General features: G+C 72.6%; 17 protein-coding genes. 5 read left to right on the forward strand and 12 right to left on the reverse strand.

All coding sequences use genetic code 11. The annotated features are described in order from the left end of the window. Positions 1-24: 24 nt before the first annotated feature. Entirely contained in the window at positions 25-408 is a 384-nt protein-coding gene (locus HA073_RS24535; RefSeq protein WP_043327559.1) for a phage holin family protein, read from the reverse strand. 137 nt (positions 409-545) lie between these two features. On the opposite strand from HA073_RS24535, the gene HA073_RS24540 reads away from it, so the two are divergent. Next, a complete protein-coding gene (locus HA073_RS24540) occupies positions 546-755 on the forward strand; it encodes a hypothetical protein (RefSeq protein ID WP_030500565.1) in 210 nt (69 codons plus the stop codon). Between the two features lie 13 nt (positions 756-768). Here the strand turns inward: HA073_RS24540 and HA073_RS24545 are convergent, their stop codons facing one another. Both HA073_RS24545 and HA073_RS24550 read right to left on the reverse strand, forming a co-directional pair. After that, positions 769-1,815, reverse strand: coding sequence for an LCP family protein (locus HA073_RS24545; RefSeq protein WP_043327560.1), 1,047 nt, complete (start codon positions 1,813-1,815; stop codon positions 769-771). Beyond that, positions 1,815-2,297 carry a SigE family RNA polymerase sigma factor gene (locus HA073_RS24550; RefSeq protein WP_043327561.1) on the reverse strand — a complete coding sequence of 161 codons (483 nt, stop codon included), beginning with the start codon at positions 2,295-2,297 and terminating at the stop codon, positions 1,815-1,817. Before HA073_RS24550 ends, HA073_RS24545 begins: the two co-directional genes overlap by 1 nt. A 167-nt stretch (positions 2,298-2,464) precedes the next feature. Between HA073_RS24550 and HA073_RS24555 the strand changes: the two genes are divergently transcribed. From HA073_RS24555 to HA073_RS24570, 4 genes are all read left to right on the forward strand, one after another. Further along, positions 2,465-4,039 carry an LPXTG cell wall anchor domain-containing protein gene (locus tag HA073_RS24555; RefSeq protein ID WP_064447950.1) on the forward strand — a complete coding sequence of 525 codons (1,575 nt, stop codon included), beginning with the start codon at positions 2,465-2,467 and terminating at the stop codon, positions 4,037-4,039. A 217-nt stretch (positions 4,040-4,256) separates the two neighbouring features. Further along, entirely contained in the window at positions 4,257-5,723 is a 1,467-nt protein-coding gene (locus tag HA073_RS24560) for a 3' terminal RNA ribose 2'-O-methyltransferase Hen1 (protein WP_166457371.1), read from the forward strand. Continuing rightward, entirely contained in the window at positions 5,720-8,236 is a 2,517-nt protein-coding gene (locus HA073_RS24565; RefSeq protein WP_166457372.1) for a polynucleotide kinase-phosphatase, read from the forward strand. The genes HA073_RS24560 and HA073_RS24565 overlap by 4 nt, the downstream gene beginning before the upstream one ends. A 23-nt stretch (positions 8,237-8,259) precedes the next feature. Continuing rightward, positions 8,260-9,099, forward strand: a complete 840-nt coding sequence (locus HA073_RS24570; RefSeq protein ID WP_104113383.1) for a DedA family protein — start codon at positions 8,260-8,262, stop codon at positions 9,097-9,099. A 173-nt stretch (positions 9,100-9,272) separates the two neighbouring features. Here HA073_RS24570 and HA073_RS24575 read toward each other — a convergent pair whose 3' ends face one another. The 9 genes from HA073_RS24575 to HA073_RS24615 all read right to left on the reverse strand — a co-directional run bounded on the left by HA073_RS24575 (position 9,273) and on the right by HA073_RS24615 (position 16,689). Continuing rightward, positions 9,273-9,650: a helix-turn-helix transcriptional regulator gene (locus tag HA073_RS24575; RefSeq protein WP_007454255.1), complete on the reverse strand. Its 378-nt coding sequence runs from the start codon at positions 9,648-9,650 to the stop codon at positions 9,273-9,275. A gap of 57 nt (positions 9,651-9,707) precedes the next feature. Further along, the gene (gene pyrE / locus HA073_RS24580) at positions 9,708-10,247 is read right to left on the reverse strand and encodes an orotate phosphoribosyltransferase (RefSeq protein ID WP_043327566.1); all 540 of its coding nucleotides are present in this window, start codon (positions 10,245-10,247) and stop codon (positions 9,708-9,710) included. Positions 10,248-10,390: 143 nt separating this feature from the next. Next, on the reverse strand, positions 10,391-11,200 hold the full coding sequence (locus tag HA073_RS24585) for an SDR family oxidoreductase (protein WP_113972275.1): 810 nt from the start codon (positions 11,198-11,200) through the stop codon (positions 10,391-10,393). Continuing rightward, positions 11,197-11,934, reverse strand: coding sequence for a hypothetical protein (locus HA073_RS24590; protein WP_064447954.1), 738 nt, complete (start codon positions 11,932-11,934; stop codon positions 11,197-11,199). The genes HA073_RS24585 and HA073_RS24590 overlap by 4 nt, the downstream gene beginning before the upstream one ends. Before the next feature lie 71 nt (positions 11,935-12,005). Continuing rightward, a complete protein-coding gene (locus tag HA073_RS24595; RefSeq protein ID WP_166457373.1) occupies positions 12,006-12,797 on the reverse strand; it encodes a hypothetical protein in 792 nt (263 codons plus the stop codon). A gap of 68 nt (positions 12,798-12,865) precedes the next feature. Further along, the gene (locus HA073_RS24600; protein ID WP_043330768.1) at positions 12,866-13,864 is read right to left on the reverse strand and encodes a hypothetical protein; all 999 of its coding nucleotides are present in this window, start codon (positions 13,862-13,864) and stop codon (positions 12,866-12,868) included. Positions 13,865-13,928: 64 nt separating this feature from the next. Then, positions 13,929-15,497, reverse strand: coding sequence for a polyamine aminopropyltransferase (locus tag HA073_RS24605; protein WP_166457374.1), 1,569 nt, complete (start codon positions 15,495-15,497; stop codon positions 13,929-13,931). Further along, positions 15,494-16,267, reverse strand: a complete 774-nt coding sequence (locus tag HA073_RS24610; RefSeq protein WP_166457375.1) for a hypothetical protein — start codon at positions 16,265-16,267, stop codon at positions 15,494-15,496. The genes HA073_RS24605 and HA073_RS24610 overlap by 4 nt, the downstream gene beginning before the upstream one ends. Then, positions 16,267-16,689 carry a DUF350 domain-containing protein gene (locus HA073_RS24615; RefSeq protein WP_043327571.1) on the reverse strand — a complete coding sequence of 141 codons (423 nt, stop codon included), beginning with the start codon at positions 16,687-16,689 and terminating at the stop codon, positions 16,267-16,269. The genes HA073_RS24610 and HA073_RS24615 overlap by 1 nt, the downstream gene beginning before the upstream one ends. Between the last annotated feature and the right edge of the window lie 13 nt (positions 16,690-16,702).

Consider the following 16,702-nt stretch of genomic DNA (forward strand, 5'->3'; position numbering starts at 1 on the left):
GGGCACAACCGGCCCGGGCGCTGCTCACCGATTCTCCAGCCGGTCCGGCACGACGACGCTGATCAGCCAGCTCACCACCGCCACCACGATGGCGCCCCAGAAGGCGGCCCAGAACCCGTCCACGTGGAACGGGAGCTTCAGCAGACCGGCGATCCAGTCGGTCAGCATGAACAGCAGCGCGTTCACCACCAGCGCGAACAGGCCGAGCGTGAGCAGGTAGAACACACAGCCGAACACCTTGATGAGCGGCTTGAGCACCGCGTTCACGACACCGAAGACCAGCGCCACCACGATCAGGGTGAGCACGTTGTTGCCGGTGTTACGGCCGCTCACCTCCACCCCGGGCACGATCAGCGTCGCGATCCACAACGCGACCGCCGTGATCGCCAGTCGGATCAGAAAGCCCATGGCAACCATCCTGGCACCGGCCGCGCGCCGGGAGCGGGACAATCGCCGACTCCGCGTTCCGCCCGCCGCCGGGCGGCGACCCGGACCAGCCCGTACGGTGGTGGGGACGATGCCCGCACGGAGATCAGGGAGGGACGATGGGTCAGCCCGACGAGGACTTCGCGCCCAGTGACCACCTCGCCCCGGAGGAGCGGGATCTGGAGGCCGAGCCGGCCGACGCGGTCGAGCAGGCCACCACGGTGACCGACGACAGCGACGGCGAGCCGCACCGCGGCCTGGAGGTCGACGACTGGGACGCCATGGAGCAGGCCCGCGTCGTCACCGCCGACGAGGACGACTACCGCTGATCCGGCGCCCGGGTCACCGCAGGGCGGTGACCCGGGCCGGATGGGCGGCGGCCCATTCCCCCAGCCGGTCGGCCCGCAGCGCGTCCAGGAACCCCGGGGTGAGTTCGGGGTCCGCCTCGTACCCGCGACCGTTCCACTCGGCGAGCACCGGGAAGGCGACCGCGACCGGCTCGGCGGCGCCGGCCCGGGCGGTCGCGCCCACCAGCGCCGGCAACGACAGGTCACCGGCGTCGACAGTGACGGCCGGGCCGATCCGGATGAGCAGCCGGTTGAGTTGCGCCGGATCGGTCGCCGTTCCCCGCTCACGCATCTGGCGGAGCAGGCCGGCGGCGTAGCGGGCCGCGTTGCGGTCGCGGTCCAGTCCGCCGTCGCGCAGGCCGTACCGCTGCCGCAGCAGGTCCACCGCCGCCGCGCCGTCGAGCCGCTGGCATCCGGCGGGAAAGCGCCGCTCGGTGTGCACCGAGCGGACCGGCTCCGGCAGGCAGACCGGCACGCCGCCGACCGCGTCGGTCAGGTCACGGGCCCCCGGGTACGTGAGCACCGCGCCGGCGTCGACGCGTACCCCGGTCAGCCGGGCGACCGCCTGGCGGGTCGCCCGGTAGCCGGCCGCCAGGTCGGTGCCCGAACCGGTGGCGCGGGAGAAGGTCGCGTTGAGTTTCTCCGTTCCGCCCGGCGCCGGCACCAGCAGGTCACGCGGGAGCGACACCAGGTAGAGCCGGCTCCGGTCGGCCGGCACGTGCACCAGCAGCACCGAGTCGGCACGGCGGCTGCCGGCCGACTGGTCGACGCCGAGCAGCAGCAGGTTCAGCGCGCCGCCGGGCTCCGGCTCCGGCGTGGCGAGCAGGGGCGCCGCCGTGGGCGCCGGTGGCCGGGGCGCCATGGCGGTGAAGCCGACCAACGCGACGGCGGCGACCGCCAGCGCCGTGCCGGCCAGGCGTACGCGCCGACGGCGCCGACGGCGGGTGATCACCGCCCGGTCGACGGCGGCCCGGACCGGGCCGACGGGCGGGGTCGACTCCTCGAGGCGGGCGAACGCGGCCCGCAGCTCGTCCTCGATCATCAGGAGACCTCCACGAGTTCGGCTCGGAGGGTGGCCAGCGCGCGCGAGATGCTGGACCGGACGGTGCCCACGGCGCAGCCGAGGATCTCGGCTATCTCCCCGTCCGGCAGGTCCTCGTAGTAGCGCAGCACCAGCGCGGCGCGCTGCCGCCGGGGCAGTCGGGACAGCCAGGAGCGGACCTGGTCCCGGTCGACTGCGGACTGGGCGTGGTCGGCGGACGCGGGCACCGAGTCGTCGACGTCGCCGCGCAGCAGCACGCGCCGGGCCCACGAGCCGCGCCGCCAGTCGATGAACTGGTTGGTGAGCATGCGTCGCACGTATCGCTCCGGGGCGTCGCTGCGAGCCACCCGCCGCCAGTGCAGCTGCACCCGGACCATGGTGTCCTGCACCAGGTCCTGGGCCTGGTGCGGGTCTCCGGTCAGCATGACCGCGTACCGCAGCAGGGCGCCCAACCGCGCGTCGGCGAACTCCTCGTACGTCACTGCACCTCCCGGTGTCCGTTTGAAGGACGGTCCCGGGCGGCTGGAACATTGCGGCGGCGACGATCATCCGTTCGGTCAATATTCATCATCTGGGACAACGCGATCCCTTAAGGAATCTTTAAGCTCCGTGGGCTCCACCTGATCACCCCCACGGGAGGACCCTCCACATGCTCAGCAACTCCAGCCGGCGTCTGCTCGCCGGGTTGGGCGTCGCAGGCGCGTTCGTCGCCGCCTCCGCCACACCCGGCTTCGCGGCTGACCCCAAGGTCAAGCTCGGCGTCTACTTCAGCGACACGACGATCGCCGCCGACTCGGACGGCAAGATCGACTACAGCATCATCCGCAGTTCGACCTCGGTCGTGCTGCACGACCTCACCGTCCGCTACGACCTCACCGGCCTCGCCGGCAAGGTGACCGTCGGCGAGGAGGAGAACACCGGTACGGACTGCACCTCGCCGTCGGCGAACGTGCTCGTGTGCACGACGCCCTGGGAGGTGGAGCTCGACGAGTGGGGTCTGTCCGGCGTCTTCCCGGTGCAGATCAAGCCCACCGGCAAGGCCCAGGACGGCGACACCGGCACGCTCAAGGTGACGCTGTCGGCGAACGGCGTCGACAGCGTCTCGCACGAGGCCAAGGTGCGCGTCGGTGAGGGCGTCGACCTGGCCGCCGGCCCGGAGACCACGGTGTCGGCCGCTCCGGGCAAGGGCTTCACCGCGCCGCTGAAGGTGACGAACGTCGGCGAGACCACCGCCAAGGGCGCCGCCGTCGTCTTCTACAACGACTACGGCATGAACGCCGCCAAGCACTACAGCAACTGCACGTACGTCGGTGACGAGCTGCGCACCTGCCGGTTCGACGAGGAGCTCCCCGGCGGCAGCACGTTCGGCGCGACGCTGCCGTACGCGCTCGGCGCGGACACCATGGCGCCCGGCAACCGGTACGGCGAGATCATCTGGATGACGCCGGACGAGTTCGAGGACTTCGAGAACTACCTCGGTAACTACGACGTGACCATCGGCAAGCCGGGCACCGACGGCAAGCTGACGCTGGCCGAGGCCGCCGGCCGCGCCGCCGCGCGGGGTTTCCAGGCCGACCCGCGGCCGGAGAACAACGCCTCGTACCTGCAGGTGAAGGTCACCGGCAACAACAGCACCGACCTGGAGGCGCTCGGCGCGTCGGTCACCGGCAAGGCGGGCGCGACCGTCAAGGCGACGGTGGGGCTGCGCAACAACGGCCCGGCCACGCTCGACTACAGCCGCTCCGGCAGCTCGGTCACGTACCTGACCTTCGACGTGCCGAAGGGCACCACCACGACCGCCGTGCCGGAGAACTGCTTCCCGGTGAAGGGCGACGAGTGGGGTGAGCCGGGCAAGCCGGGCGCGCGTCACTACCGCTGCTACTTCGACTCGTTCCTGAAGGCCGGGGACACCGTGAAGCTGGACTTCGGCCTGAAGATCGACAAGGTGATTCCCAACGACACCGGCCTCGTGAAGATCAACGTGCCGTGCGAGTGCGACGGCGGCTTCTACCGTGACTTGAAGCCGGCCAACGACACCGCCAAGGTCGTCGTCAACGCGGCGCCGGGTGGCGGCGACGGTGGCCAGGGCGGCGGTGACGGCGGCACGCTGCCGATCACCGGTTCCTCCACCGGCCTGATCGCCGGCCTCGGCGCGCTGCTGCTCGCCGCCGGCGCGGTCGGCTACGTGCTGACCCGCCGCCGCAAGACCCGCTTCGTAGCCTGACGAGAAGCACAAAGGTGCCCCGCCGACCCACCGGTCGGCGGGGCACCTCCACATAGAAAGCAAAGACACCCAGCAGCACGGATGAGACAAGCCGGACCAGGTCGGGTTTCCGGGGGAGCCCGACCCGCGCAGGGATCAAGCCTGACCGCCCGGAGCGGGTCGGGCTCCCCCGGAAACCCCCACGACAGAAGACACAAACCCAAGAGATCATCGACAAGTGCTACTGACCCTGACCACGACCCACCGCCCCGCGACCGACCTCGGCCACCTCCTGGTGAAGCATCCGGACCGCGTGCAGACCTTCGATCTGCCCGCCGGCGCCGCGCATGTGTTCTACCCGGAGGCGGACGAGGCGCGCTGCACGGCGGCGCTGCTGGTCGAGGTCGATCCACTCAAGCTGGGCGGGGGCCGGAAGAACCGCGCGCCGGAGGGCTTCGCGCTCGGGCAGTACGTCAACGACCGCCCGTACGCCGCCTCCAGCCTGCTCTCGTCGGCGCTGTCGAAGGTGTTCCGCTCCGCGCTGCGGGGCGAGTCGCGTGACCGTCCCGAACTGGCCGCGACCGCGATCCCGCTGACCGTACGGGTGCCGGTGCTGCGCTGCCGGGGCGGCGCGGAGCTGGCGGTACGGATCTTCGCCCCGCTGGGCTGGACCGTTACTGCCACCCCGATCCCGCTCGACGAGACGTACCCGGAGTGGGGTGACAGCCGCTACGTCGACCTGACGCTGACCGGCACGCTGCGGCTCGCGGACGCCCTCAACCACCTGTACGTGCTGCTGCCGGTGCTCGACGACGCGAAGCACTACTGGGTGGCGCCGGACGAGGTGGACAAGCTGCTGCGCGCGGGCGCCGGCTGGCTGGCCGGTCATCCGGAGCGGGCCCTGATCACGCGGCGCTACCTGGCGCACCGGCGGGCGCTCGCGGGCGTGGCGATGGCCCGCCTGACCGAGCTGCGCCTGGCCGACGAGCCGCCCGCCGACGACAGCATCGACCCCGCGCCCGGGGAGGCGCCGGTGGTGGAGGACGTCCGCCGCGCCTCGCTGGCGGTACGGCGACGCGAGGCGGTGCTCGCCGCGCTGCGGGACAGCGGTGCGAGCCGGGTGCTGGATCTGGGCTGCGGTGGCGGCGCGCTGCTGACCGCGCTCGTCGCCGACCGGCGCTTCACCGAGGTGGTGGGCGTCGACGTGTCCGACCGGTCGCTGGCCATGGCGGCCCGGCGGCTGCGCCTGGACCGGCTGCCGGAGCGGCAGCGGGACCGGATCCGGCTGTGGCAGTCGGCGCTGACCTACCGCGACGACCGGCTCCGGGGATACGACGCGGCGGTGCTGATGGAGGTCGTGGAGCACCTCGATCCGCCGCGCCTGCCCGCGCTGGAGGACGCGGTGTTCGGTCACGCCCGGCCGGGCACGGTGGTGGTGACCACCCCGAACATCGAGTACAACGTCCGCTACGAGGGGCTCGGGCCGGGCCGGTTCCGGCACGCGGACCACCGGTTCGAGTGGACCCGGGCCGAGTTCGCGGCCTGGGTGGATCAGGTGGCGGCGGCGCACGGCTACACGGCTGTCGTCGGCGGTGTCGGCGACGACGACCCGGAGGTGGGCGCGCCGACCCAGATGGCGGTGCTCACCCGCGCCGACCGCAACGAGAACACCAGCGACGACCGGAAGGAGGCGACGAACCGATGACCGTCCTGGACATCCCCGAGCTGGCACTGGTGGCACTCGTCGGCGTCTCCGGCTCCGGCAAGTCCACGTTCGCACGGCGGCACTTCGCGCCCAGCCAGGTGCTCTCCTCGGACACGTTCCGCGGCCTGGTGGCCGACGACGAGAACGACCAGTCCGCGTCCGCCGACGCGTTCGACGCGCTGCACCACGTCGCCGCCATCCGGCTGCGGCGCGGCCTGCTGACAGTGGTCGACGCGACGAACCTCCAGCCGCACGCCCGCGCCGGGCTGATCCGGGTCGCCCGGGAGCACGACGTGCTGCCGGTGGCGATCGTGCTGGACGTGCCGGAGGCGGTGGCCTGGGAGCGTACCGAGGCGCGCGCCGACCGCACGCACGGCCGGCAGGTGCTCAACCGGATGCGCCGCGACCTGCGGCAGTCGTACGGGCGGCTGGCCCGCGAGGGCTTCCGCAAGGTGCACGTGCTGCGCGGCGTGGAGGAGATCGACGCCGCGGAGATCCGCTACGAGAAGCTGTTCAACGACCGGCGCGAGCTGACCGGCCCGTTCGACGTGATCGGGGACGTGCACGGCTGCCGTACCGAGCTGGAGGCGCTGCTGTCCCGGCTCGGCTACGTGCTGCGACGCGACGACGCGGGCCGCCCGGTGGACGCGGAGCACCCGTCGGGGCGTACCGCGGTGTTCGTCGGTGACCTGGTGGACCGCGGCCCGGACTCCCCCGGCGTGCTCCGCCTGGTGATGGGCATGGTGGCGGCCGGCCACGCGATCTGCGTGCCGGGCAACCACGAGCAGAAGCTGCAGCGCAAGCTGCGCGGCCGGGACGTCCGGCTGACCCACGGTCTGGCCGAGACGATGGAGCAGCTCGCCGCGGAGCCGCCGGAGTTCGTCGCCGAGGTGGAGACGTTCATCGACGGCCTGGTCAGCCACTTCGTGCTCGACGGCGGCCGGCTGGTGGTGGCGCACGCCGGGCTGAAGGAGGCGTACCACGGGCGGGCGTCCGGCCGGGTGCGGTCGTTCGCGCTCTACGGCGAGACCACCGGCGAGACCGACGAGTACGGCCTGCCGGTGCGCTACCCGTGGGCGCGCGACTACCGGGGCTCGGCGATGGTCGTGTACGGGCACACGCCGACGCCCGAGCCGGAGTGGGTGAACAACACCATCTGCCTGGACACCGGTTGCGTGTTCGGCGGAAAGCTGACCGCGCTGCGCTACCCGGAGAAGGAGCTGGTCGCCGTACCGGCGGTGAAGGAGTGGTACGCCCCGGCCCGGCCGCTGGTCCCGGTCGCGCCCGTGCGGCCGGACACCGTGCTGGACCTGGCCGACGTGACCGGGCGACGCCACGTCACCCACCCGTACGGGTCGCTCACCGTGCCGGCCGAGAACGCCGCCGCCGCGCTGGAGGTGATGAGCCGCTTCGCTGTCGACCCGGGCCGGCTGGTGTGGCTGCCGCCGACCATGGCGCCCTGCTCCACGTCGACTGTCGAGGGGTTCCTGGAGCACCCGGCCGAGGCGTTCGCCGACTACCGGGCGGCCGGTGTCGACCGGGTGGTCTGCGAGGAGAAGCACATGGGCTCGCGGGCGGTGGTGCTCGTGGAGCGGGAGCCGGGCCGGTTCGGCGGCGGGGTGGTGCACACCCGTACCGGCAGGCCGTTCTTCGGCCCGCCGCTCGACGGCGAGCTGCTGGCCCGGGTGCGCGCCGCGGTCACCACCGCCGGTCTCTGGGCCGAGCTGGGCACCGACTGGCTGCTGCTCGACGCCGAGCTGCTGCCCTGGTCGGCGAAGGCGAGCGGGCTGATCCGCGAGCAGTACGCCGGGGTGGGCGCGGCCGGGCGGGCGGCGCTGCCGCCGGTGCTCGCCGCGCTGGACTCGGCCGCCGCGCGCGGGCTGCCGGTGGACGGGCTGCGTGACCGGATGGCCGAGCGGGCCGCCGAGGTGACCGCCTACTCGGCGGCCTACCGGGCGTACGTCCGGCCGACCGACGGGTTGCGCGGGGTGACGCTGGCACCGTTCGCGGTGCTGGCCGGGGCCGGGGTGAGCTACGCCGACCGCGACCACGGCTGGCACTTGGCGCTGGCCGACCGGCTCTGCGCCGCCGACCCGGAGTTCTTCACACCCACCCGGCGGCGGGTGGTGGACCTGTCCGACGAGTCGGCGGTGGCGGACGCGACGCAGTGGTGGCTGGCGCTCACCGCGGCCGGCGGCGAGGGCATGGTGGTCAAGCCGTACGCGGGCCTGGCCGCCCGTGGTCCGAAGGGCCCGCTGCTGCAGCCGGGGATCAAGTGCCGGGGCCGCGAGTACCTGCGGATCATCTACGGTCCCGGCTACACCGAGCCGGGTCAGCTCGCCGCGTTGCGCCGGCGCTCGCTGGGCCGCAAGCGCGGGCTCGCGCTGCGCGAGCACGGCCTCGGCCTGGCCGCGCTGGACGCCCTGGCCGAGGACGCGCCGCTCTGGCGCCGCCACGAGCTGGTGTTCGCGATCCTCGCCTGCGAGTCCGAGCCCGTCGATCCCCGCCTCTGACGAGGACGCCCGGTCCGGCCGAAATGCCGGACCGGGCCGGGGTACCCTGTGTGGCCGTGGACACAGCAGAGAAGACACGGATGTTCTCCGAGAGCGTGGCGCTGAACCCGCTCGATCCGAAGGACCTCATCCACACCTTCGGCATGATCGGCGTCTGGGTCATTCTCTTCGCCGAGACCGGGCTGCTGGTCGGCTTCTTCTTCCCGGGCGACTCGCTGCTGTTCCTCGCCGGGGTGGCCGCTTCCCCGGTGGCCGACGCCATCTTCGGCGACGGCACCCGCCTGTCCCTGGCCGGGCTGATGATCGGCGGGCCGCTCTGCGCCATCGTCGGCGCGCAGCTCGGGCACTGGCTCGGCGCCCGGTACGGCCGCCGCATGTTCGACAAGCCCAACTCCCGTCTGTTCAAGCGGGAGTACGTGGAGAAGGCCGAGTACTACTTCCAGAAGTTCGGGCCGGCGAAGGCGGTGGTGCTGGCCCGGTTCATCCCGATCGTGCGGACGTTCCTCAACCCGGTGGCCGGGGTGCTCGGCATGTCGGCCCGCCAGTTCTTCGTGTGGAACGTGGTGGGCGCGGTCCTCTGGGTGGACGGCATCCTGTTGATCGGCTACCTGCTGGCCCGGCAGATCTACGACGCCATCGGCGACAAGATCGACAGGTACATCCTGCCGGTGGTCGCGCTGATCATCGTGATCTCGGTGCTGCCGATCTTCTTCGAGTTCCTGCGGGACCGGCGTGCGCGCAAGCGCGGCGAGGCGGTCGCGGTGATCACCGCGGCGACCGTGGCCGGCACCGTGGAGGCGGCTCGCGAGGGCATCGAGGAGCACCGGCCGGGCCACGGAGACGGCGGGCAGCACCGCCGCTGAGCACGGTTCAGACACCGAAGGCCGGCCCTCGGGCGAGGACCGGCCTTCGGCATGACTGATCGAACCGGGTCACACGAACGGCCGCAGCCGTCATCGTGCGCTGATGGCGCCACCCCTCGCACGCCACCGGGCACCCGGCCGGGACGACCCTCTACGGGCCGGCCCGAAAGGTTTCAGCGAGCCTTCTTGGTGGCCCGCTTCCGCGGCGGGGTGAGCAGATCCGCGATCGTGGCGATCGCGGACGGCACCAGCCGGTAGTACGCCCAGACCCCGCGCTTCTCCCGCTCCAGCAAGCCGGCCTCGGTGAGGATTCGCAGGTGGTGGCTGACCGTCGGCTGCGAGAGGCCGAGCGGCGCGGTGAGGTCACACACGCACGCCTCCCCCTCGGGAGCCGACTGGATCAGGCTGAGCAGCCGCAGCCGTGCGGGGTCCGCGAGGGCCTTGAGGACCCCCGCAAGCCGCTCGGCGTCGGCGCGTTCGATCGGCTCGCCGGCAAGCGGCGAGATCTGAGGCATGGTCATTTCAGCCAACGCAGTTCCCACGTATTCCATCCTTCCACCAGCAGCATCGATCCGCCTGCATATCAGCAGATCCGAATCGGCAGACTTTTACGCCACAAGGCCGAGGTCAGCCAACGTATAGGCCGCCCGATAGGGCAATCCGGCGGCTCGCACCGCGTCGCCGGCGCCTCGATCAACAATAACCGCCACACCCACCACTTCGGCCCCCGCCTCGCGTAATGCCTCGACCGCCGTCAAAACACTTCCGCCAGTGGTGGAGGTGTCCTCGACCGCCAGGACCCGGCGACCGGCCACGTCCGGACCTTCGATCCGGCGCTGGAGGCCGTGCGCCTTGCCCTCCTTACGGACCACGAACGCGTCCACCGCGCCGTCGGTGCCGGCCGAGGCGTGCAACATGGCGGCGGCCACCGGATCGGCGCCCAGGGTCAGCCCACCAACCGCGTCGTACGCCCAGTCGGCGGTCAGATCGAGCATGACCCGACCGATCAACGGAGCCGCTTCGTGATGGAGCGTGACCCGGCGCAGATCCACGTACCAGTCCGCCTCGCGGCCCGACGAGAGCACCACCCGGCCGTGGACCACAGCCAGGTCACTGATGAATTTGCGCAGGTCGTCGCGGTCGCCCATGGCCCAAGAGAGTACTTCGCAAGTCTGAGAGCCGTGCTCGGGGTCCGCCCTGGTCAACCCAGTGGGCGACCGATGGGTGGCGATGAGCGGCTACGCTGCGCGACCGTCCATCGAGGTCGGCCGCCGACCGGCCCCGCCGCCGCTCAGCCGCGTCGCCGGTCGACCGCGCCCCGGGTGTCCCGGCGGAAGCCCCGCAGCAGGCGCTTCGGGGCGTACCGCAGCCCGGCGACCGCCACCTTGTACTTCCAGTCCGGGACACTCACGAACTTGCCTTTATGCAGGTCACGGAGCCCTTCGGCGACCACATCGTCGGCACGCAGCCAGGCCCAGGCGGGCAGGCGCGACATGTCGATGCCGACCCGCTCGTGGATGCCGGTGCGGGTGTAGCCGGGGCAGAGCGCCATCACCCGTACGCCGAGCGGCGCGACGGACTGGCCGATCGACTCGCTGAAATTCGTCACCCACGCCTTGCTGGCCGAGTACGTGGATCCCGGCATGGGGACACCGAAGCCCGCAACGGAAGAGACATTTATCACTGCCCCTTGCCCTCGTTCGATCATCGGGCCGAGCGCGGCGTGGGTCAGACGCAGCACCGCGAGCACGTTGAGCCGTACCAGCCGCGCCTCGTCGGCCACCGGCGACCGGACGAACGAGGTGTTCAAGCTGATCCCCGCGTTGTTCACCAGCAGGTCGACCGGTGGGCCGTCGGCAAGCCGGCGCTCGACCGCCGCACAACCGTCCTCGGTGGACAGATCGGCCGCGATCGTCTCCGCGTCGCCGCCGTGCCGGCCGGTCAGCTCGGTCGCGAGCGCGTCGAGCCGGGTGGCGTCCCGGGCCACCAGGACGAGGTCCCAGCCGCCGGCGGCGAGCCGCCGGGCGAACGCCTCGCCGATGCCGAGGCTGGCGCCGGTGACCAGGGCTCGGCGCCGGGAGGGGTGGGTGTCACCGGTCATGGGCGGTCCTCGGGAGGCGGCGGGGCGGCCCACGGCGACGCGGGCGGGGCGGACGCGGGCGGGGCGGACGGCTGTTGCAGGCCGGGCGGCGGTCCCCAGGGCGTCGGCCCGGAGACGGGCGCGCCGGATAAGGTGGCGCCGTACCCGGACGGCCGCGCCGGTCCGGTGCCGCTGCGCAGGAACGCGCCGGCCGACGGCAACGTGAGCAGCGCGGCGACCACCAGATAGCCGAGGATCTGCGCCACCGACACCACCGCGTTCACCGGGATCCACCACCCCGGGTAGGCGTCCCCGACCAGCCCGAGCAGGTCGGCGGTGATCCGGTCCTCGGGGCCGAGTTGCAACGGGGCGGCCCGCTGGCCGACCAGCAACGCCAGCCCGCAACAGCCGCAGAGCAGGCCGGTGCCGGCGACGACCCAGGTTCCCACGCGGGCCCCGGACCGGCCGGCGAGCAGGCCGAGCGCCAGCCCGACCAGCAGCAGCGCGGCCAGCACGCCGAGCACGGCGGCGAGGTAGGTCGAGGCGCGCAGCAGGCCGGCCACCTGGTCGATGTCGCCGCCGCTCGCGCCGGTCTCGTCCGCCGCGGCGGCCCGGAACCGGTCCACCGTGCCGCCGGTGACGGCGAGGTTCGCCACCGCGTACGCCACGGCGCCGACCGCCATCGCCAGCAGCACCGCCACCGCGGCGAGGACGGCGCCCGGCCGGCGGGGGGCGGCCCGATCGGGGTACGACACGACTGATCCCTCCGGTAGGCGTCGGATGCAACCTACTCGGAGGGATCGTCGGCGTCGCCTCAATCCGGACGTCAACTTCCGGATGGCGGCTCCGGGTCGCGGCGCTCGCCCGGCTGACCGCCCGGCCCGGCCGGCGGCTGACCGGCCGACGGCGGCGGACCGCCCGGCGTGGACGGCGGCGGGGTGCCGGGAGCCGGCGGGTACGCCGGGTCGCCGGTCGGGCCCGGGTACGACGGGTACGACGGGTCACCCGCGTGCCCCGGGGCCGCCGGGTACGCGCCGCCCGGTACCGGCGGCTCCCAGCCGGCCTTGGGCTTGCGGAAGAACTCGTTCGCCTTCGGCAGCGCCAGCAGGATCAGCGCGGCCAGCAGGGCGAGCAGCGCCACCAGGCCCAGCAGCAGGTTGACCGGGGTGTACCAGGACGGCAGAGCGTCGTCGAGCCGGCGTTGGATCTCGTCCGGGCTGGGCATGTCACCCGTGGCGGTGCCGCCGGTCATGCCACCGGTGAGGCCGGTGAGCAGCCCGCCGCCGGTGCAGCAGAGCAGGATGCCGCCCAGCACCCAGGTGGTGATCCGGGAGGCGTTCTTGCCCCTGTTGTTCAGCAGCGCGAGCACGACGAGCCCGGCCGCGATCAGCAGCGACACGATCGCCGTGACGATGCTGAACACGTACGCGATGTCGGCGGCCCCCTCGGCCGAGGAGCCCGCGTACGCGTCGGTGAGGACGTCGCGGACGGTGCCCGCGACGGTCAGCGCCACGATCAGGTTCACCACCTGGATCGCGGCGACGAGAATGAGCAGCCAGCTGGAAAGCGTCACCACACTGGGACGCGCGCGGGGCGCGGTGCCCGGAGCATCGGCCATGATTCTCCCTTTCCTGGATCAGGTGACCACCGTAGCGATCTCGCACCAGGTCAGCATGTCGGAACGGCTCACCGGTCCGCGGCGCGGCGCAGCCGGCGGTGCTCGGCGGTGACCACACCGAGCAGCGCCAGGTCGAGCGCGACCGCGGAGACCGCGCCGAACTGGTTGACGGTGAAGTTGAAGACCTGCCCGAACAGCAGGTCGACCAGGAGCGCCAGCTTGAACAGCCGGAACGCCTCGGCCCGGTCGCGGCGCAGCAGCCAGGCGGCCCACAGGCCGAGCACGGCCGTGATCAGCGCGCTGGCGCTGACACCGAGGATCGCACCCCACTCCCGTTCCTCGCCCAGGTGCCCGGTCACGCCGTCGAGGAACACGGCCAGCACGGTGAGCACCGGCTCCACCACCAGATAGACCACCACCGGCCAGATGAGCCAGCGGCGTCCGGCCGCCCAGACGGCGAGACGCCGGGCCCGGTCCGCCGCTCGCTGCCAGAACCGCACCGGCGGCGGCTCCCGGCGGGGTACGGCGTCCAGCAGTTGCGCCACCGCCGTCTCGGTGGCCGGTCCGGTGCCCTGCACGAGACGCAGCACGGCGATCCGCCGCCTGTCGGTCAATCCGCCGGGCAGGCCGCTGAGCACCACGTCCAGCGCGTTGGCGGTGCGTTCGGCGGGGGTGAGCCGGGAGCGGCCGGTGCGCCCGCGTACCGCCTGGGTGAGCAGGACCAGCAGCGCGAACGCGACGTAGATGATGGCGGCGGCGGGGGCGTAGAAGTAGTCGGTGCCGGTGGTGACGAACTTGCCCACCTCGTCGATGAACAGCCCGAACCCGATGCCGCCGATCACCGCTCCGCCGCTGCGGGCGCCGCCGCCGAGGAAGACCAGCGGGATGCCCAGACCCACGGCGAGCAGCAGGCCGCCCCAGAGCACGTGCGCGATGTGCAGCCCGCCGCCGCCGAGCTGTGGATAGTCGGCGGCCTTCAGGTACGCGCGTACGGCCAGCACGGTGACCACGCCGGAGAGCACGAACGCCTGGAGGTAGGACGCAGCCTGGATCGCCCGGGTCGGCAGCCGGCGGACCAGCCAGCCGATCCCCGGCCGGTAGCGCGGCGATTCGGGTGGCATGCCCCGAAACCTAGTAGCCGCGCCACTCCTCGCGGGCGTAGTCCAGCACCCTCGGTCGCAACAACGTGTTGGCCGGCATGTCCAGCCGGGCCCGGTCGGCGGGGAACGTGGAGGCTGCGGCCACCACCTCCGGGGTGAGGAAACGCAGCGGCGGCCGGTCGTCCGGCAGCGCCAGTTCCGGCGCCACGTCACCCGGCGCGGCGAGCACGAATCCCCAGTCGCCGAAGCTCGGCACGTCGACGTGGTACGGCACGGTGGCGAAGCCGGCCTCGCGGATCGACCGCTCGATCGACCAGTACGACCGGGGTGCGAAGTAGGGCGACCCGGACTGCACCACGAGCCGCCCGCCGGGGGCCAGCACCGGCCGGATCAGCGTGTAGAACTCGATCGTGTAGAGCTTCGCGGTGGCCGTCTCGTCCGGGTCGGGCAGGTCGGCGATCACCACGTCGAAGCGGTCCGTGGCGGTACGCAGCCACGCGAACGCGTCCAGGTTGAGCACCCGTACCCGGGGGTCGGTGAGCGAGCCGCCGTTCAGCTCGCGCAGTTGCGGCTCGCGGCGGGCCAGCTCGACCACTGCCGGGTCGAGGTCGACGAGCGTCACCGAACGCACGTCCGGGTACTTGAGGATCTCCCGCGCGGCCAGCCCGTCCCCGGCGCCGAGCACCAGCACGTCGCCGTGCGCCCCGCGCATCGCCGGGTGCACGAGCGCCTCGTGGTAGCGGTACTCGTCGATCGAGCTGAACTGCAGGTCGCCGTTGAGGAACAGCCGCAGGTCGGTGGCGGAGCGGCCGGGCTCGGGCACCGAGCAGGTCAGCACGATCTCCTGGTAGCGGCTGCGCTCGGCGTGCACCACCGGGTCGCGGTAGAGCTGCTGGCGGGTGGTCACCTCGAAGTCGTGGGCGGTCACCCAGGCGTACCCGAGGAGCAGGCCGACCACGGCGGTGGCCACGCCCAGCGCGGCCCGCGCCCGGCGGCTGAGGTCGGCGCGGAACACGGTGAAGACGAGCGCGACCCCGGCGACCGCGTTCACCGCGCCCACCACGAGCGCGCCCTTGAGCTGGCCGAAGACCGGGATCAGCAGGAACGGGAAGGCCAGCCCGCCGAGCAGCGCGCCCACGTAGTCGGCGGCGAACAGGTCGGCCACCGCGCTGCCCGCGGACTGTTCCCGGATGCGTTGCAGCATCACCATGAGCAGCGGGATCTCCGCGCCGATCAGCAGGCCGAGCACGAACGCGGTGCCGACGAGCGCCGGGCCGTACAGGTCGAGCCAGGCGAACGCGGCGTAGAGGCCGAGCACGGACAGGCCGCCGAGCAGCGCCAGCGTCAGCTCGATCACCGCGAACGAGACCACCGCCCGGGACTGCAACGGCTTCGCCACCAGCGCGCCGACGCCCATCGCGAAGACCATCACGCCGAGCACGATCGACGCCTGACCGACCGTGTCGCCGATCAGGTAGCTGCCGAGCGCGACCAGCGCCAGCTCGTACACCAGGCCGCAGGCCGCGCAGACGAAGACCGCGAGCAGGACCGCCGCGCGGGCCAGGCGCCACCGCGGCCGTGCGGCCACGTCGGCGGTCACCGTCTGCTCCGGGTACGTCCGGCGGCTCCCGCCCCGGGGCGCTGCGCGGGCACCCGTCCCCGGTGGCTGCGGCGCTGCCGCACGCCCACGGCGAGGAACAGCGCGGCGAGCAGGAACAGTCCGACCGAGCTGAGGAGGTAGGCCCAGCGGTCCCGCCAGAAGTCGTTGCCAGCGTCCGGCAGCGGCGCGGCAGCGGTGGACGGCGCGGCGGTGGGCGGCGTGGCCGGTCCGGCCAGCCCGCGTTCGGCGGCGAGCAGCGGCAGGATCGTGGCGGCCCGGGTGACGGCCCAGCCCGGGTCGTCGAGGAACGCGTCCTCGTCCAGCCCGAAGCGACCCAGCCGGGTCTCGATCGCGGCGAGGTCGGCGAACTCGATGTCGTCCGACCCCTTGATCCGGATCGTGGCGGAGTCCTCCGACTCGCTGCTGGACGAGGTGTACCTGACGTTCGCGGAGACCGCGATCCAGCGCGCGCAGCCGGGCGCGTCGACGACTGTGGTGCCGTCGCCGAGGTTGGAGCCGACGCTCACCTCGCCGTACACGTCGAGCAGTTCCCAGCCGTAGCAGATGCCTTGGCTGTCGGCGGCGGCCCGGAGGATCGGCACGGTGCCGGAGCGTTCGTCGGCGGCCGGCGCGGGGACGGAGGTGTCCGAGTCGCCGCTGAACGCGCCGACGGCGCAGACGACGACCACGACCCCCACGACCACGGACCAGATCACCGTCTGGCTGCGTTTGTCCTTCCCCGCCGAATGCTGTGCGGGCTTTCCGCTCATCAGATGATTGCGGCTGCGATGATCGCGCCGGTGGCGAGGTGCACGGTGGCCGAGACCCACACCGCCGGGTGCGGCTCCGGGTCGACCAGCAGCTCACCGAGCTTGCCCGGAGTGGCGGCGTCGAGCAGCATGAACGCCACCGCCATGATCACCAGGCCGAGGATGCCGTACGCGCCCGCGCCGATCAGCCCCAGCCTGAAGTCGTTGTCGCTGGCCACGATCGCGGCCACCACGATGGTGCCCACCCCGACCAGGTTCGACGAGAGCAACAGCGCCGCGTTGCGGTTGCGCTCGACCCAGATCAGCTCGTGAAGCTTGCCCGGGGTGGCCACGTCGACCAGGACGTAACCGATGGCCATCAGTACGACGCCGACCACGCCGTACGCGAGGGTGACCAGCAGATCGGTGACGAGATGCTGCACAGAAGACTCCAGG

It is taken from the genome of Micromonospora sp. CMU55-4, assembly GCF_011602315.1.
Lineage (GTDB): Bacteria > Actinomycetota > Actinomycetes > Mycobacteriales > Micromonosporaceae > Micromonospora > Micromonospora chalcea.

Excerpts from the sequence above, each read along its gene's own strand:
- HA073_RS24570 (WP_104113383.1), top strand. The coding sequence starts at position 8,260 with ATGCCGGACCGGGCCGGGGTACCCTGTGTGGCCGTGGACACAGCAGAG.
- pyrE (WP_043327566.1), bottom strand. The coding sequence starts at position 10,247 with ATGGGCGACCGCGACGACCTGCGCAAATTCATCAGTGACCTGGCTGTG.
- HA073_RS24545 (WP_043327560.1), bottom strand. The coding sequence starts at position 1,815 with ATGATCGAGGACGAGCTGCGGGCCGCGTTCGCCCGCCTCGAGGAGTCG.
- HA073_RS24610 (WP_166457375.1), bottom strand. The coding sequence starts at position 16,267 with ATGAGCGGAAAGCCCGCACAGCATTCGGCGGGGAAGGACAAACGCAGC.
- HA073_RS24565 (WP_166457372.1), top strand. The coding sequence starts at position 5,720 with ATGACCGTCCTGGACATCCCCGAGCTGGCACTGGTGGCACTCGTCGGC.
- HA073_RS24595 (WP_166457373.1), bottom strand. The coding sequence starts at position 12,797 with ATGGCCGATGCTCCGGGCACCGCGCCCCGCGCGCGTCCCAGTGTGGTG.
- HA073_RS24585 (WP_113972275.1), bottom strand. The coding sequence starts at position 11,200 with ATGACCGGTGACACCCACCCCTCCCGGCGCCGAGCCCTGGTCACCGGC.
- HA073_RS24555 (WP_064447950.1), top strand. The coding sequence starts at position 2,465 with ATGCTCAGCAACTCCAGCCGGCGTCTGCTCGCCGGGTTGGGCGTCGCA.
- HA073_RS24535 (WP_043327559.1), bottom strand. The coding sequence starts at position 408 with ATGGGCTTTCTGATCCGACTGGCGATCACGGCGGTCGCGTTGTGGATC.
- HA073_RS24575 (WP_007454255.1), bottom strand. The coding sequence starts at position 9,650 with ATGGAATACGTGGGAACTGCGTTGGCTGAAATGACCATGCCTCAGATC.
- HA073_RS24540 (WP_030500565.1), top strand. The coding sequence starts at position 546 with ATGGGTCAGCCCGACGAGGACTTCGCGCCCAGTGACCACCTCGCCCCG.